The organism is Paenibacillus rhizovicinus (genome assembly GCF_010365285.1).
GTDB classification, from domain to species: Bacteria; Bacillota; Bacilli; order Paenibacillales; family Paenibacillaceae; genus Paenibacillus_Z; species Paenibacillus_Z rhizovicinus.
Map to the genome: position 1 here is coordinate 6,906,709 of NZ_CP048286.1, position 16,766 is coordinate 6,923,474.

Consider the following 16,766-nt stretch of genomic DNA (forward strand, 5'->3'; position numbering starts at 1 on the left):
TAGGCGAAGATACAGGATACGAGGGAGGATGGCTGCCGATGGCTGCTTACGAGCCTCAGCTCATACAGATTGCTGCCGCCCACTTGCCAAGCGGAGCGGAACTGGCAATGATGGATCAACCCTATGCATGCGCAGCGGTCTGCGCGGCGGATATGAACGGCGACAGGATACCGGAAGTCGCGGCGGTTTATCGTTCGAACGGAGAGCTCTATCTGCTCGTATTGGCATTCCGCGATGGGGCATGGACGGAATTGCAGACCTTGAAAGGCGTAGGCGGCGGCGTTACGCATCTGTCCGCGATGCCGATCACCCGCGCGGGCTCGCCTAATCTGATCGTCGGCTGGCGGATCGATGCCGCGATGTCGAAGCTGTCCGTCTACGAGCTGACGAGAAACGGAATCCGGGACGCAGCTTCCCCGGATATGTGCTTCACCGCGATGGAAGCGATGGATATGCCCGGTCTGCAGGGCGTCGACGGCAAAGCGGAGCTCGCGCTCTGGTCGGGAGCCGGCAGCGGGGCGTACCAAGTGGAGGTGCTGCGCTGGACGAACGGTGCTTTCCTGCCCGCTCCGGACGTGTACGGCTATTATTTTCCGAAGGTCGCTCTTTATTACGAGCAGCTGACGAGGCAATATCCGAACAGTCCGTTCTACTGGCATTGCCTGGCCGAAGCGCAGTTTCGCGCCGGGATGTTCCCGCCCGCATTGGCGTCGATCCGTCAAGCGCTCGACTGCGTGCAGCCCCCGTCGCGCGAAGCGATGCTCGATCTGGAGCGGAGTATTCGATCGGCGCTCGAACCGATCCATACGATCCATGCAAACAATGAAATCGATACGCTCCATACGACTCATATAAACAATACAATCCATAGGATCGACGGGGCGAATACGGCCGAGCCGATCGAGGACGCGAGAGCCATCTACTTATACCCGGCATCGCTCAAGACGACGACGGGCACCCGATGGGGATACATCGACCGCAGCGGCAGGATGGCTATCCCGACGCGTTTCAGCGATGCGATGGACTTCCAGCCGAACGGTCTTGCGGTCGCAGCGGAACGCGGGAAGTACGGGCTGATCGATGCTTCGGCTGCCTACGTCGTGAAGCCCGTCTATGATTCTATCGGTACCTTCTCCGAAGGACGGGCGACCGTTATCGACGCAGAGGGCTTCAAGCTGATCGACGAGAAAGGCAATGTCGTCACGAAGCGAGCGTATCCGTTCATTGCCGACATGCACGATGGCCGGTCGCTCTATTATGTAATGACCGATGGCGGTGATAACGGCGGCGAGAGCAAATACGGTTACTTGGATGCGCAAGGCAATGAAGCGATTCCGGCTCAATTTCCGGAAGCGAACGATTTTCACCAAGGCAAAGCTGTCGTGAAAATCAAAGACAACACGTATGCGCTGATCGGCAAAGACGGCCGGACCAGCGCTACGTTCGAGCACGCCTACGTCGGGCCGCTTGGAGACGGACTGCTGGCTTTCCAGAACGATCTGGCCGGGAAATACGGCTATATCAACGAGCGCGGGGATATCGTCCTCCAGCCGGCATTCACGTCGGCGTTTCCGTTCCATAACGGACGGGCGATCGTGAATACGGCGGAAGACTTCAAATCGAAATACGGCGTCATCAATAAACGGGGCACGTACGTCGTGCAGCCCGGCTATAACGATATTCGGGATCTGGGTCAGGATCGCTTCGCGCTCGGACGCGCGATTGATCCCGAGCAGCCGTTCATCGGTTCGCGGTTTGCCATCGCGGACTGGAACGGCAAACGATTGACGGATTTCCTGTTTCACGACGTATCCGACTTTAAGAACGGTCTCGCTTCCGCGACGGACGGCAGACAGACCTATCTCATCGATCGCGGCGGCAAGCCGGCTTCGGGTTATCCCCGCGTCAACGGGAGCGGCACGCTGACCGTCGAGGCCGGCGGATTGATCAAGGCATTCATCGATCAGCGGCTGTCCTACTTGGCGCGCGACGGACGGATCGTCTGGAAGCAGAACACCCTTATTCCGCTGCGGCCGCCTTATTTGGTAAAGGAGCTGAAATACAAGCCGAATCCGGATTATCTCGTCTATTTCCCGCAAATCGACGGCATGACGGACCAAGCGGCGCAGCGCGAAGCGAACGACAAACTGAAGGTCATGTCGCAAGTGAAGCCCATTCCGCCCAATCAGCAGCTCGATTACACGTACAGCGGCGATTTCGAAGTCTCGTTCTACAAGCAGCAGCTGCTCCAGCTCGAGCTAACCGGTTATAACTTCCCGTTCGGCGCGGCGCACGGCATGCCGACGAAGACCTATGCGATCATTCATTTAACGAACGGACGCATGTTCGAATTGAAAGATTTGTTCAAGGCGGGCAGCGATTACGTTCAAGTCCTGAGCGATATCGTCGGCAAGCAGATCAAGGAGGATCCGCAATATTCGTACGTCTTCCCGGATACGTATAAAGGCATTCAGCCGGATCAGCCGTTCTTCGTCACCGAGAATGCGCTCCATCTCTACTTCCAGCCGTACGAGATCGGGCCGTACGCCGCAGGGTTTCCGACCTTTACGATTCCTTTCACGCAAATCGGGAAAATCATCGATACGGAAGGCGAGTTCTGGAAGTCTTTTCACGCCTGATTGCGCCGGCCAATAAACTCGATCGTGAAGGGAAAAGATGCCTTCAAGCTGCTGCTTCAGCAGCTTTTTTGTTGCGAATATTATCAAGAAACCATGGCGGATTCGAGCTTCCGGAAGAGATGGATCTGGCTTGAATTACCAAAGAAGCAGGAAATAAGAGACGGAATGTTGAATTAGGATACATCTACTCAATCTGTCGGAGGAAATCATGAGCGAAATCGAACGTTTTTTCGAAACGCATCAGGATACCATTGTCGCCAATTGGATCCACCGAATGGATATGGCTTATCATCGGCAATATAACTTGGATGCACTGCGGTTAAGAGGGTTGTTCTTCATCGACATCATTGCCGATATCCATATTCCAATAGAACAGCATCGCCGTTATAAGGGATACGAGCAATGGTGCGAAGAGTTGTTTCAGAACAATATTCCGATCAACCATATCCTGCAAGGCTCCTTATTCTTCCGTGAAGCATTCCTGGAGACGATCTCCGAATTCGACGTCGAACGTTCCGAATTAGTCCGTATTATTGCGAGCGTGGCTTCCAGACTCGACGCCTTCGTCCTAACGATCTATCAATATTTCTGGGATCATGTGCGAGGCAAGATCGAACAGCAGAATAAAATGATCGAGGATATGCACGCCGATAAATTGAATTTAATCGGCAAGATGGCGTCCAGCATGGCCCATGAGATCCGCAATCCGCTCACAACGATCAATGGTTTCGTCGCGCTCATACGTAAAGCATTGCCTGCGACCGGGCAGGATGCAGTCAAGAAATATTTGGACATCATCGATCATGAGTTCCAGAATATCGAGCAGCAAATCAAGGGATTCCTTAGTTTCTCGCGCAAACCGATCGCCGATGAAGAATACACGTCCGCGCAGTTGAATTTGCTGATCGAGAAGACGCTGCTGCTCGTGAACCCGCTGCTGCTGAACGAGAATATCGAATTGAACCTGAATCGGCAGGATGGGCTCCAGATCCTGATTCAAGAGGCTTCAGTCATTCAGGTGTTTTCCAATCTGCTGAATAATGCCATCGATGCGCTGCGCGAGAAGAAGGATGACCGGCGCATCGTGGTGCAAACCTATTCCGAAGACACGCATGCCTACGTGAAAATAACGAATAACGGACCTGAAATCCCGCGCGAAATCCAACAGAAACTGTTCGATCCGTTCGTCACGGGCAAAACCGACGGTACCGGCCTGGGTCTTGCGATCTGCAAGCAAATCGTGGAACGCAACAACGGAGCGATCACGTTCGAAACGAGCCGGGATGCGACTTCTTTCATCGTGCGCTTCAGTCGTTTAATGGAATCATAAGCAGCAAGTCCGTTCAATCGGGTGATACAATACGCTGCATCAAGGATGGATTGCAAGATGAACAATGACTTGAAGATCGATCACCGGACGACCGATCGATGGGACGAAGCGGCATGGGCTTCGGCGGAACCGATTTATGAGGAAGCGTTCCCCGAACACGGCCGGAAAAACAAACCGATCGTTCGCCGGATGTTCGAACGCGGAATTTGCACGCTGCATTCCTGGCATCAAGGCAGCGAAACGATCGCAATGGCTCTGACCGCCTATGATGCCCGCACCGCGCTGCTGGTGATCGATTATATTGCCGTGCGGCGTTCCCGCCAGAGAAGCGGCGTCGGGCGCCGCTGCATCGGCGACATGCGGGAGTGGGCGGTCCGAACGATGCCGGGATGCCTCGGGATGGTCATCGAAGTCGAGGCCGACGAGAGCGAGGAGAATGCCGGCCGTATTCGATTCTGGCAGCAAACCGGCTTTCGGCTCACCGCCTACGTGCACGCCTATGTCTGGGTTCCCGAGACGTACCGGGCCATGTACTTGCCGTTTGACGATGATGAACCGCTGCTGGCCGGCGATGACGGCAGAACGCTGTTCAAAGCGATCACGCGCTACCATGAACGGGCTTATCGTTCGAAATAGCAGGGTGAACTGCACGCGCGACTTCGAAAGAGGGGGGACGATTATTCGTCTCCTCTCTTTCCTGTTGAAGCGGCATAGCCGGCGGGTATAGAAACCGTTGCAGGAGATAAAGAAAACGGAGAAGACGTAAGCGGCAGCGGACCAAAATCGCAGAAAAGATGGGACAGGTTAGACGCTGCGCCATCTTTTTTGTGCGAAGATCAATAATTTTCCATGTTTTAAACCATTGCCGACAAGGTTAACTGTATAGGTCGCTTGTTGCCCCTTCCAAATAATTGCATTCATTTTTGTTTGGATTGGATTTAATTAGGATTTATGGAAATAGTATGACGAAAAGGACTGGTAGCTGCATGATTGTCATGAACAACGTGAATAAGGTTTACGCAGATGGATATCAAGCATTGAAGAATATCAATCTTGAATTTAAACAGGGCGAATTAACCGTCCTGATCGGCCCGAGCGGCTGCGGAAAATCTACGACGATGAGAATGATCAACCATCTCGTCACTCCGACCAGCGGCTCGATATTGATTAACGGCAAAGATACGCGCGAGATGGATCCCGTCGAGCTGCGGCGCGGCATCGGCTATGTCATTCAAAGCATCGGCTTGTTTCCTCATATGACAATCGGGCGCAATGTCGGGGTCGTCCCCCGGTTGAAGAAATGGCCGGCCGGCCGAATCGATCAACGGGTCGACGAGCTGTTGAAGCTAGTCGGACTGGACCCTGCAACGTACCGGGACCGTTATCCTTCCGAACTGAGCGGCGGCCAGCAGCAGCGTATCGGCGTCATTCGCGCGTTCGCGGCGGATCCGGATATCATCCTCATGGACGAACCGTTCAGCGCGCTCGACCCGATCAGCCGCGAGCAGCTGCAGGACGAGATCGTAAGGCTGCAGCAAGAGCTGCACAAGACCATTATCTTCGTCACGCATGATATGGATGAAGCGCTCAAGATCGCGGACCGGATCGTCCTCATGAAGAGCGGCGAAGTTGTCCAAGCCGACACGCCGGAGCGGATATTGCGCCACCCGGCCAATGAATTCGTGGAGTCCTTCATCGGCCAGAAGCGGCTGCATCAGGAAGAGGAGGAGCATCTCTACGGCAGCCCTACCGTAAACGAAGTCATGGTGAACCAGCCCGTAACGTCTTATCCGAACAGGGGACTGGCCGAAGCCATCCGCATTATGGAACGACGGAAGGTCGACACGCTGTTTATCATTGACCGTCAGCGGCAGCTGAAAGGGATCGTATCGATTTTCAAAGTGCTGGAGCATTACGGGGAGGAAAATATTACGGTGGCCGACGTGATGCAGCCCGTGAGTTATTTCGTGCGCAGCGGCTCCTTGCTGTCCGAATCGGTCGAGATGATGAGCCAAAACCAGCTGTCCAATTTAGCCGTCATCGATGACCACGACCGGCTTGTCGGACTGATTACGAGGGGCAGCATCGTGCGCCATTTGGCGGAGATACACCCTACCCCCGCGGAGGAGGATTAACGGATGCTAGTTGATTATTGGACGTTCTTGCAGGATCGCTACGCCGACATTCTCCACGCGCTGGGCCAGCATTTGGCCATATCGCTGACCGCGATCGTACTAGGCACGATCGTCGCGGTACCGCTCGGTATCGCGCTCGTGTACAACCAGATCAAATGGATCAACGGCATCGTCTTCTTCGTGGCCAATTTGCTGCAAACCGTGCCGAGCTTGGCGCTTCTCGCCGTTCTTATACCGCTGATGGGGATCGGTACCAAGCCCGCGATCGTCGCCTTGCTGCTGTACACGATCATGCCGATTCTTCGAAATACGTATGATGGCTTCGAGTCCGTGGACCGCAATGTGCTCGAATCGGCGAGAGGAATGGGGTACGGAACGATGCAGCGCGTCTTGCTCGTCCAGCTGCCCCTCTCGCTGCCCTATATCATGTCGGGCGTCAGGGTGACGATGGTATACATCATCAGCTGGGCGACGCTCGCGACCTTGATCGGAGCGGGAGGCTTGGGTCAACTGATCGTATCGGGCATGGCGGTCAACAAACCCGAACTCATCGTTACGGGAGCCTTAGGGGCCATTCTGCTCGCTTTGATCGTGGATTATCTGCTTGGCTTGCTTGAAAGATGGTTGACCGGGCGGTTCGGCGGGGCAAAACGAATGACGATCTGACATGGAGGAAACGGATGATTATTAAACGGACCCAAACGATATTGCTGCTCGGATTGTGCGCGATGATGATGATCCTCAGTGCATGCGGCACAGGATCCACATTCACGATCGGCGCGCAAACCTTTACCGAAACCAAAATTTTAGCCGAAATGTACAAAGCGTTAATCGAAGACCAAACGGATGTCAAAGTGGATATCATTCCGGATCTTGCTTCGAGCCCGGTCGTTCTGCAGGCCATGAAACGAAATGATTTGCAGATGGGCACGTTGTATTCCGGCGAAATTTTCAATAATCATTTCCCGATTCAACCGACCAAGGACCGCAAGCAGGTGCTGGCGCAGGCGCAAGCCGGTTTCAATAAATATTACGACTTCGATTGGATGGATCCGCTCGGGTTCGAGAACACGTATGCCTTTACCGTTCGGGAGGATCTTGCCAAGGCCAAAGGGTACGAGACGATATCCGACATCCAAGCAGATGCGTCTACGATGCGTCTTGGCGTCGATACGTCATGGCTTGAACGTCCCACGGACGGATATCCCGCATTCTCGAAGTATTACGGCATTACGTTCGGCAAGACGTATCCGATGGAATTAAGCCTCGTGTATAACGCGGTTGCCCAAAATCAAGTCGATATCGTGCTTGCTTATTCCACCGACTCGCGCCTAAAGGCGTATAACCTGAAAACATTGAAGGATGACAAGCAATTCTTCCCGCCTTACGACGCTTCGCCTGTAATTCGAAACGATGCCGCGAAGAAGTATCCGGAAGCGGTGAAAGCCGTATCGGCGCTGATCGGAACGATCGATGCGCAGACGATGATCGGTCTTAACTACGAGGTCGATATCGAGAAAAAAAGCGAACGCGAAGTCGCCATCGCTTACTTGAAGCGAGTCGGCTTGCTTAAGTCATAGGAGGAACAACGAATGACGGAACCACATCTAACGTTTTGGGATTTTATCGATTATGTGCAGCGGAACTGGGGGATGCTGCTCGGCTATCTTTATCAGCATATCGTAATGGTGCTTACCGGCGTCGGGTTGGCTTTTCTCGTCGGCGTTCCTCTGGGAGCGATCTGTACGCGCAATCGCGCGCTGGCTCGCATTATTCTGGCCGTGATGAACGTGTTGCAGGTTGTTCCAAGCTTGGCCATGCTGGTACTGCTCTTGCTGATCATGGGACTCGGGTCAACCACGGTCGTCGTCGGACTGTTTCTCTATTCGCTTAATCCCATCGTTCGGAATACTTACATCGGACTGCAACAGATCAATCCAAGCTATGTGGAAGCAGGGCGGGGCGTCGGCATGAGTACCATGCAAATTTTGTTCCAGATTCGCTTTCCGCTCGCGCTGACGTACATCATGACCGGCTTGCGAATTTCCGCCGTGATCGCGATCGGCGTTGCTACCATCGCTCCGCTCGTAGGCGGAAGCGGGCTCGGACGGGAAATCTATGCGGGCATCAATAACGGCAATTCCCTGCGGATCTTCGCGGGAGCCGTGCCCGCGGCGCTGCTTGCGATCGTCGCCGACATCGTGCTGGGCACGCTGCAGCGTATGCTGAAGCCGGATCGGAAGCGGTCAAGGAACGTCCTTCCGCCGACGCCGAAAGCGCAAGGCTAACCAGACGCGCAGCGAACGGCGGCGATGAAGAGGAAGACGATACGCCGCCGATTCGTTTACTTCCAACGTTCAATCATGTAATATGTAGCCGTATGCGGCGATCGGCAGTCGATCGGAGCTGAAGCATGGATTCCTACATATAACGGAGGTGAATGCCGTTGCGATACGCGATGCGTGCATCGCTCGCAACGGCGCTGAATGAGTATACATATTAACGCAAACCCGGGCGATATCGCCGAAACGATCCTTTTGCCCGGAGACCCTCTGCGCGCGCAATACATTGCGGAGAATTTCCTGGAGGACGCGCGCTGCTACAACCAGGTGCGAGGCATGTTCGGCTTTACGGGCACGTATAAAGGCCAACGGATTTCCGTTCAAGGGACGGGGATGGGCGTACCGTCGATTTCGATTTACGTCAATGAACTGCTGCGCGAGTACGGCGTGAAGCAGTTGATTCGCGTCGGAACGTGCGGCGGCATTCAGCAGGACGTGAAGGTGCGCGACGTGGTCATGGCCATGTCGGCCACGACGGATTCGAGCGCCAATCAGCTGCTGTTCCCCGGGTTCAGCTTTGCGCCGCATGCGGATTTCGATTTGCTGCAGCGCGCCTATCGCGCGAGCCAGGAACGTCAGCTTTCGGTTAAGGTCGGCAATATCTTGACGGCGGATACGTTCTATCGCGAAAGCATGGAACCCGTGAAGAAGTTAGCCGAGTACGGCGTCTTGGCAGTGGAAATGGAAAGCTCCGCTCTCTACACGCTTGCCGCTCGTTACAAAGCCAAAGCATTGTCCATCCTCACGGTAAGCGACCATCTGTTCAGCGGCGAAACCGACACGACGGCCGAAGAACGTCAAACGACCTTCAACGATATGATCTATGTCGCGCTGGAGGCGGCGATTCAAACGTCTTAAGACAAGACGAGACAAGACGAGACAAGACGAGACGAGAATCTTGAAACATATTGTGACGATCAGAAAGAGCCTAGACGACAACGTCTAGGCTCTTTCTACTAGGAATAGTATAAATAAAAAAGGATTATACAGGATATGTAGGGGGAAAAAGGAACTAGGACCTCGCTGTCGAATAGGGATGTCAAAGGGGGTGAAACCATGAAGGACAATAATCACAATTACCCGCACTATTTCAATGGTTATGCAGGCAACGGCGAATCTTTACGGAGAATCGCGGATCAATTGGCTGCGTCGATGAACGATGCGACGCAGCAGCCGTCTGCTTCCGCGCTCGGAGCGATCGGCGAGGCAAACCCCGTTTTCCCGATTTACTTCAACGGTCATGCCGGTAACGGCGCGTCGATGAGACGAATGGCCGAGAACCTGTAGGTTAGCCCTAGAATTTCCGAAAACGCTTGCAATCGCTTAACCAAATACCGCCGGCAGCAAAGTTGCGACAAGCGTTCACACGCTGTTGTCGACTTGCTCCGGCGGTTTGTTGTTTACATCATTGTGAATGAGGACTTCGGAGAAGAACGCGTGTTGCGGCGAGCCCGGAGGCTAACGTTTCCCTTGCTTAGGATCGGAAATATTTTGATAATAGCGCTCGCCCGTGCGAGGGTTATACCAGACCTGCTGCTTGATGCCCGTCGTCGGATCGATGAACTGCTCCTCCGTTTTCTGATAATCGAAGGGAGGCTCGCCTACCGGCTGCTTCAAGCGATCGCGCCGGTAGACGATGGTTCCGATTATACAAGCAATGACGATGAGAGGCGCGGCGATGAAATAGAAGCCGATCACGAAAGACATGATTACTCCTTCTCTACGACGACCGCCGTCCCGTAGGCCACGATTTCGGACATCGTCTGACCGATTTCCCCCGAATCGAACCGCATCATGACGATCGCGTTCGCCCCCATGGCATGGGCGTTCTTGATCATCCGGTCGATCGCTGCTTTGCGCGCATCCTCGATCATCTCGGTATATTCCTTGATTTCGCCTCCAACCAAGCTGCGGAAAGCAGCCGTGACATTGCCGCCGATACCGCGGCTTCTTACGGTTACGCCGAAGGTATGGCCCAAGACGCGTTCGATGCGATGACCGGCGATGTTCTCTGTCGTGACGACGAGCATGTTCATCTCTCCTTTAGTGATGTTATGTTTTGACTTTACCACGCCAGGCATCCGGATAGCAAAATAGAAGGGGGCGCCAACAAAAAAAGCCGCGGCTCCTTGCGATCAAGGAGCCGCGGCGCTGCTGCATGAGAAATGTTAGTCCAACAAATAGCCGACGATCGATGCAAGGCGATCAGCCGTCACGACCAGCTTGCCTTCAGGCAATTCGCTCGCTTGAAGGGTGCGTACGCACACCAGCTTGCCGCCTTCCGCGGTGAATTCGCGCACCTGGTTGAACGGACGGCTAAACGCGATTTCGCCAGCCGCGAACGGGATGCAAGCGACCGAGGCCGAGTCGCTCAAGTCGGCGTTATCCTGGGCGATAAGCGCCCAATTGCCCGTGAACGCCACGGTGCCTGCAACAGGATAACTTACGGCCGAGGAGCTTTCGCTGCGCAGCGCCAATGCCGTCAGAAGACCGGCATCCGCCGCGTCGGCATCGGATTCCAAACGGCCCCATGAGCCGAGCTTCGGTTCGCCTTTCAGGCTTCCCGTGCCCGCATCCAGCAAGAGCGGCTTCCAGCCGCAAGTGCGCCGATGCCAGTTTTGAAGTGCCGTCCAGCGCTGGATGTCGCTTGCGGTCATCCGTTTGCCATCGTTATCGCACTCGCCGAGCGTAAGTCCGTTGACCCCGACGACGGCGGTATCGAGCAGAATGGAACCGAGCGTATCCCAATAATAACCGGTCGACGTATTGACGGCCATCCCGTGCCTAGCCGCGAGCGAAGCCCAGAGGCAGCGCTGGTTATGGCCGGATAATTCATGCTCCGCGCTGTCGCCCGCATCGCCCAGATCGTCGAGATTGATGAGATCGGATACGGAACGCATGAGCGGATGGATGCCGTAATAGATAATGGTGATCGCGTTATCGACGGATTTCGCCGCATCGTAGATCAGCTTCAGCAATTCGAATGCCAGCCGTTCTCCGCGATAAGCGGGATCTCTAGGAACCGCGGCGTCCGGACCCGGGAAGCCGTAGCCGAAGTCGAGTTTAAGCGCAGCCGGTTTGTAACGGTTGACGAGACGGACGGTACGCTCCTGAATGAGCTGTCTCGTCCGCGCCGAGCTTGGATCGAGCAGGTAATGGAAGCTGCTGCCGAACGGACTGCCCGACCAGCGCCAGCGGCGCGGCTGGCCGTCAGGACCGCATAATAGATCATCCGCCGTCAGACCTTGCGCTTCGGGATCATCCGTCCAGCCGACGCTCTGCCAGAAAGCGAGCTCGTAGCCGTTGTCGCGGAAACGCGCCATGTCCTCGTCGAAGTTCGGGAAGAGCTCGAGATCGGGCTCGGCGCTGCCGACGAACGTCTCCCATGAATCGTCCATGACGATCATGTCCGCGGGCGTCGTTCCGGACACGCGTTCCGCGATTTGTTTCAGATCGAAACGGTTTTCCTTGAAATCGCCCCACGTACATAGGAAAGAACGCAAATGATGGGGAGACTTCGGTTCGAACGGACCGAAGGTATCGAACAGCGCGCCAAGCGCATCGTAGCCCGTTTCGCCCCAAGCGAGGCGCAGCGGATCGCTCCACTGGCGGCTGCGCGGATCCGGCGCGCCCCATAGGTCTTCGCGGTAAGCATAATGGATGCACGCCGTCGCGGATTGAATGTGCAGCGTCAGCGGGGCGTCAGGCACTTCGCCCGGGCCGAAGGCGAGCCAGCCGTGCTTGCCGCCCATCGCGGCTGCATACAACGGCCGTGGAAAAGCAGCCGCATACGGCGTACCCATGGCGTCGCCGAAGCTTCCGAGCGGCAGGCGGGCGCCGCCCATATCCCACGAGCGCCAGAACGAATGCGTCGGCGAAGACCCTGCAGCCGGCACGCAGAAGCCTTCGGCAGCCCAGTCCGGCCAATAATGGCTGTCGGCGCGCGGCGTGCTGAGCCGTTCCGTTTCCGTCAGCAGACGGGTACCGAACTGCAGCGATACGAGGTGAACGTCGCGGTTCCATGCAGCCTGAAGCCGCTTCATGCGAATGCCCCAAGCTTGCGTTTCGCAAACGAGCGTACCGGTTCCATACTCCCCGAAGGTAAGTCGGATCGCCCATTCCCCGGAAGCGCCTGCCGTCAATCCGGCAGCTGAAGCTTTGACATACTGCTGTTTCCCGTCGGCATAGAGCTCGATTGCGGGCAGCAGGCTGCCTGTCCAAACCGTGCGCGCCGGGCTGTTCTCCGCCGATGCTGCGGCATTAACCGCAACCGACAGCCGCGCTGCATCCTGTTCCGTATCCCAAACCAGCTTCATGCCGGCAGTCTCATGCGAAATGATCGTGTTCAAGGTCTTAGTCAAGGCTGATCTTCCTTTCACTGTGGATTCGCTTTCATTATAGAAGCGCCAGCAGTAAAAGTAAGTAGCCCCTATGAAGGAATGGGTGTCCAAAATACCGATTTGGACAATCGCATACCAGGGAACGCTATCGTTGTTCAGGCCATTGATTCCTATGATCGGTCACGTAAATGGAGGAGCAGAAGTCGGTTAAGCTCATGCCGGTTTTCTTTTTGAACATTTTGCCAAAAGCATGGACGTCGTGATACCCGACCCGTTCGGCGATTTCGCCGAAGGAGAGAGGCGTTTGAAGCGCGAGTTCCTTCGCCTTCGAGATGCGCGCCCAGATCAGAAATTGCATCGGCGTCGTGCCGAACGCCTTCTTGAATTCCGGGATCAGGTAGTTCCACGTCAATCCGGTCAACCGTTCTAATTCAGGCACGTCGAGCGGCTCCTCGAGACGATTCTCGATGTGGTTCTTGACCAGCATCAAGCGTGCCACGTTGCTGCTCGGTCCTGCCGCGTCGGCTTCTGCGCCTGCCGCGGGTTGTTGGGACACGCGGGCGAGTATGGCGAGCAGCAGCGACTGACAGGCCAGACGGTTCGGGGCTCCGGGCAGCCGGTACTTGGCGACAAGCTCGGCGAATTGATGCTCCACCGAGCGGCCGTTGTAACGACCGAGCATATGCATGCCCGCGAAAACATCCTCCAGCGGAAAAGGCAAATCGGCAAAATGAAATACGATGGTGATGGACAGGAAAGGGCGTCCGGGCAGTGCCCGCAAGCCATGCGTTTCGTACGGCCGGTAGAAGAAGACGTCGCCTTTGGCGACTTGATGCGTCTCTCCTTCGACGGCGAATTCGCCTTTGCCGTCGATGACGTAATTGAGCGCGTACTGCTTCAGCGTCCGATTGGAGAACCCCCAGTCCCGGGGAGCATGAAAAATGTGGGCCAGCGTAATATAAGGCGCAAAGCGGAAATCGCGCAGCGCGTCCAGCGTTTCCTGCGGGTGCAGCGCCGCGAGATCGGGTTCGAGATTGGACATGACGGTTCCTTTCGGCGAGAATGACGTTTTCTCCATTATAAAGGAACGATCGTAATATAGGACACCTGGACGACGGAAAGTTCTTCAGCGGCTGGCCGTACGTCCGAGCGGAGCGGCGGGGCTGCCCGACTTGCCGCGCAGCGACTTCGGTTTCTTGTTCACGAACACGATGCTGGCGACGATGAGCACCAGGCCAACCACGAGCTTGAAGGAAATCTTTTCGCCCATGAACATGACGCTGAACAAGATGGCGATGAGCGGAATGAGGAACGTGAAAGAACCGACCATGCTCGCTTCGCCGGATCCGACGAGTTTGAAATAAACGAGCCATCCCAGCGCTATGACGAAGATGGAGATAAACAGCAAATTCGCAATAAACGATGAATTCCACGTGATCGCCGACCAGCTCTCGGAAGCGGTGCCCGACAGCAGAAGCGCGATGCCGCCGATCGTGATTTGAAGCGCAACGACCCAGACGGTGTCCGTCCGCGCGGCATTCTTCTTCATAAAGACGGTGCCAAGCGCCCAACAGACCGCGCTGCCGATCGCGAGCAGGACGCCGGCCAGCGAGAATTCGCCCGAACCGCCGCTGACGCTGATGACCGCGACGCCCAGGAAGCCGAGCAGCAAGCCGAAGATCTTCAATCCGTACATGCGCTCCCCGAGCCACAGCCAGGAGAAGATCCCGAGAAGTACGGGCTGCAGGAAGACGATGGATGAGAATAAACCAGCCGGTAAATATTTAAGTCCTATGGTCTGCAAGCCATAGTAAAGAATGATGTTCAGCACGGACGAGACGAGATAGATGGGCCAATTTTGCCGGAATTGGATCCGTTTGTAGGTTGGCAGGGCGATCGCGACGAGAATCAGTCCGCCGATCATCGTCCGCAAGCCCGCGAACAGGAGCGGAGGCGCGAATTGCAGCGCGGATTTGGATAGCGGCCAGTTGACGCCCCAGACAATAACGAGAAAAGCAAGGTAAAGCACAGTACGCTGACGCGATAACTGCAGCATGTTCAATCATCTCCTATGGTGATAGCTCTGTTTATCTGTCTCCCATGTTACAGCTTCGTTTAGCATAAATATAATGAATGTTTCTTATCGGGTACATAACATTATTGTTATCAATCCCGCTTTTCCGGATCATGGAATTGGATCCGCAAACAAATATGTTATTTATTTCATTACCTAGTCTTGCGTGATAGTTATCCGGCATGGTATGATTTTGCTTGTCTTCATACGCGGAGCCGTGGTGTAGTGGCCCAACATGCCTGCCTGTCACGCAGGAGACCGCGGGTTCGAATCCCGTCGGCTCCGCCATCCTATATTCACATTGATTGAGCAGGAGCTTTCTTCCTGCTCATTTTTGCATAGGAAGGGGCTGACGCCCTCATGAGAGGACGATTCGCCCCGACGCCGTCGGGGCTGATGCACATCGGAAACGCGAGAACCGCGCTCCTTGCCTGGCTTCAGACGCGAAGCGCGGGCGGCACGTTCCTGCTGCGGATGGAAGACGTCGATACGACGCGTTCCAGGCCGGAGCTGGCGGAGCAAGCCATTGCGGACTTGCGCTGGCTCGGGCTGGACTGGGACGAGGGACCGGATATCGGCGGCGACCGCTCGCCCTATACGCAGAGCGAGCGAATCGACCGCTATGAAACCGCGCTTGCCGTCTTGGAACGGAAAGGGCGGCTCTACGATTGCTATTGCAGCCGAGCCGAGCTGACCGCCGTCGCCAGCGCGCCGCATGGCTTGGGCAGCGAAGGGCCGGCTTATCCCGGCACTTGCCGCGCGCTCATGCCGGAACAACGGGCGGCGCGCAGCCGGAACAAGCAGCCGTCGCTTCGGTTCGCCATCGATTCGCAAGCCGTTCGATTCGACGACGCCGTTGCGGGTCCGCAAGCTTTTCTGCCCGGGGCAGGGGGAGACTTCGTAGTGAAACGGGCCGATGGCATGATGAGTTATCAGCTCGCCGTAGTCGTCGATGATGCCGCGATGGGCGTAACCGATGTGCTGCGCGGCGCCGATTTGCTCGATTCCACGCCGCGACAGCTGCAGCTCTATGAAGCGCTTGACTTGCATCCGCCGCGGTTTGCCCATGTGCCGCTCTTGTACGGCACCGACGGCAAACGTCTGGCCAAGAGGCACGGCGCCTTGTCATTGGCCGCGCTTCGGGCATCGGGCGCAACGCCCGAGAAGGTCGTAGGCTGGCTGGCGGCCGTGAGCGGCTTAACCGACAGCATCGAACCGGTCCGTGCAAGCGAGCTGGTCGGGCATTTCAGCGTCAGTCTCGTCAGGTCGGATGACGTGCAGGTTACGGATGATATGCTCAGCCAATTAGTCGATTGACGGCGGAGCGAAGATTCCAAGCCACAACATGAGGCTAGAGAAACCATACATCTTAGAAGAGGAGCTGTTCGCTCATGTTTCATACTGAACACTATCAAGGCTCGCGCGAGGAGAACTACGATCTCGCCGTCCGCCAATTGAAATCGCTGCTGGACGGCGAATCGGATCCCATCGCTAACCTTGCCAACGCTTCGGCGCTGCTGAATCAATTTCTGGACCGGATCAATTGGGTCGGGTTCTATCTCTATAAGGACGGCGAGCTCGTGCTCGGTCCGTTCCAAGGCTTGCCTGCGTGCGTGCGCATCCCGTTATCCCGCGGCGTATGCGGCAAGTCCGCCAGCGACAGAGCGACTGTGCGCGTCCCGGACGTTCACGCGTTTCCCGGACATATCGCATGCGATTCCGCCTCGCAGTCGGAGATCGTCATCCCGATTCTGAAAGACGGCGAATTGTTCGGCGTGCTCGACATCGACAGTCCCGAGCTCGACCGCTTCGATGACGTGGATCAGCGCGGCTTGGAATCGTTCGTCCATCAGCTTGCCGCTTCCTTATAAGGAAGCAAACTTGCAATAACGCATGAAAAAAGCAT

The 16,766-nt window shown here is 55.9% G+C and carries 16 protein-coding genes and 1 tRNA gene; 12 read left to right on the top strand and 5 right to left on the bottom strand.

Annotated elements, in window-relative coordinates; genetic code table 11:
* Positions 1–38: 38 nt before the first annotated feature.
* The 9 genes from GZH47_RS30775 (at position 39) to GZH47_RS30815 (ending at position 9,733) form a co-directional block, all read left to right on the top strand.
* A complete protein-coding gene (locus GZH47_RS30775) occupies positions 39–2,639 on the top strand; it encodes a WG repeat-containing protein (RefSeq protein ID WP_162644901.1) in 2,601 nt (866 codons plus the stop codon).
* 208 nt (positions 2,640–2,847) lie between these two features.
* Positions 2,848–3,969 carry a sensor histidine kinase gene (locus tag GZH47_RS30780; RefSeq protein ID WP_162644902.1) on the top strand — a complete coding sequence of 374 codons (1,122 nt, stop codon included), beginning with the start codon at positions 2,848–2,850 and terminating at the stop codon, positions 3,967–3,969.
* 57 nt (positions 3,970–4,026) lie between these two features.
* A complete protein-coding gene (locus GZH47_RS30785; protein WP_162644903.1) occupies positions 4,027–4,605 on the top strand; it encodes a GNAT family N-acetyltransferase in 579 nt (192 codons plus the stop codon).
* 350 nt (positions 4,606–4,955) lie between these two features.
* Positions 4,956–6,104, top strand: coding sequence for an ABC transporter ATP-binding protein (locus GZH47_RS30790; RefSeq protein WP_162644904.1), 1,149 nt, complete (start codon positions 4,956–4,958; stop codon positions 6,102–6,104).
* Positions 6,105–6,107: 3 nt separating this feature from the next.
* Positions 6,108–6,770: an ABC transporter permease gene (locus GZH47_RS30795; protein WP_162644905.1), complete on the top strand. Its 663-nt coding sequence runs from the start codon at positions 6,108–6,110 to the stop codon at positions 6,768–6,770.
* Positions 6,771–6,784: 14 nt separating this feature from the next.
* Positions 6,785–7,684, top strand: a complete 900-nt coding sequence (locus GZH47_RS30800; RefSeq protein ID WP_162644906.1) for a glycine betaine ABC transporter substrate-binding protein — start codon at positions 6,785–6,787, stop codon at positions 7,682–7,684.
* Positions 7,685–7,696: 12 nt separating this feature from the next.
* Positions 7,697–8,392, top strand: a complete 696-nt coding sequence (locus GZH47_RS30805) for an ABC transporter permease (protein WP_162644907.1) — start codon at positions 7,697–7,699, stop codon at positions 8,390–8,392.
* Positions 8,393–8,590: 198 nt separating this feature from the next.
* Positions 8,591–9,304 carry a purine-nucleoside phosphorylase gene (deoD, locus tag GZH47_RS30810; protein ID WP_162644908.1) on the top strand — a complete coding sequence of 238 codons (714 nt, stop codon included), beginning with the start codon at positions 8,591–8,593 and terminating at the stop codon, positions 9,302–9,304.
* Between the two features lie 198 nt (positions 9,305–9,502).
* On the top strand, positions 9,503–9,733 hold the full coding sequence (locus tag GZH47_RS30815) for a hypothetical protein (protein WP_162644909.1): 231 nt from the start codon (positions 9,503–9,505) through the stop codon (positions 9,731–9,733).
* 171 nt (positions 9,734–9,904) lie between these two features.
* Here GZH47_RS30815 and GZH47_RS30820 read toward each other — a convergent pair whose 3' ends face one another.
* From GZH47_RS30820 to GZH47_RS30840, 5 genes are all read right to left on the bottom strand, one after another.
* Positions 9,905–10,153 carry a hypothetical protein gene (locus tag GZH47_RS30820; RefSeq protein ID WP_162644910.1) on the bottom strand — a complete coding sequence of 83 codons (249 nt, stop codon included), beginning with the start codon at positions 10,151–10,153 and terminating at the stop codon, positions 9,905–9,907.
* A gap of 2 nt (positions 10,154–10,155) precedes the next feature.
* Entirely contained in the window at positions 10,156–10,476 is a 321-nt protein-coding gene (locus GZH47_RS30825; RefSeq protein WP_162644911.1) for a heavy metal-binding domain-containing protein, read from the bottom strand.
* A 138-nt stretch (positions 10,477–10,614) separates the two neighbouring features.
* A complete protein-coding gene (locus tag GZH47_RS30830; RefSeq protein WP_162644912.1) occupies positions 10,615–12,807 on the bottom strand; it encodes an alpha-amylase family protein in 2,193 nt (730 codons plus the stop codon).
* 124 nt (positions 12,808–12,931) lie between these two features.
* Positions 12,932–13,864 (bottom strand): helix-turn-helix domain-containing protein, encoded by a 933-nt coding sequence (locus GZH47_RS30835; RefSeq protein WP_162644913.1) that lies wholly within the window; start codon positions 13,862–13,864, stop codon positions 12,932–12,934.
* A gap of 48 nt (positions 13,865–13,912) precedes the next feature.
* On the bottom strand, positions 13,913–14,842 hold the full coding sequence (locus GZH47_RS30840) for a DMT family transporter (RefSeq protein WP_162644914.1): 930 nt from the start codon (positions 14,840–14,842) through the stop codon (positions 13,913–13,915).
* A gap of 229 nt (positions 14,843–15,071) precedes the next feature.
* On the opposite strand from GZH47_RS30840, the gene GZH47_RS30845 reads away from it, so the two are divergent.
* From GZH47_RS30845 to GZH47_RS30855, 3 genes are all read left to right on the top strand, one after another.
* A tRNA-Asp gene (locus GZH47_RS30845) sits at positions 15,072–15,148 on the top strand.
* Positions 15,149–15,220: 72 nt separating this feature from the next.
* On the top strand, positions 15,221–16,177 hold the full coding sequence (gene gluQRS, locus GZH47_RS30850) for a tRNA glutamyl-Q(34) synthetase GluQRS (RefSeq protein ID WP_162644915.1): 957 nt from the start codon (positions 15,221–15,223) through the stop codon (positions 16,175–16,177).
* A 74-nt stretch (positions 16,178–16,251) separates the two neighbouring features.
* Positions 16,252–16,731, top strand: a complete 480-nt coding sequence (locus tag GZH47_RS30855) for a GAF domain-containing protein (protein ID WP_162644916.1) — start codon at positions 16,252–16,254, stop codon at positions 16,729–16,731.
* Positions 16,732–16,766: the final 35 nt, after the last annotated feature.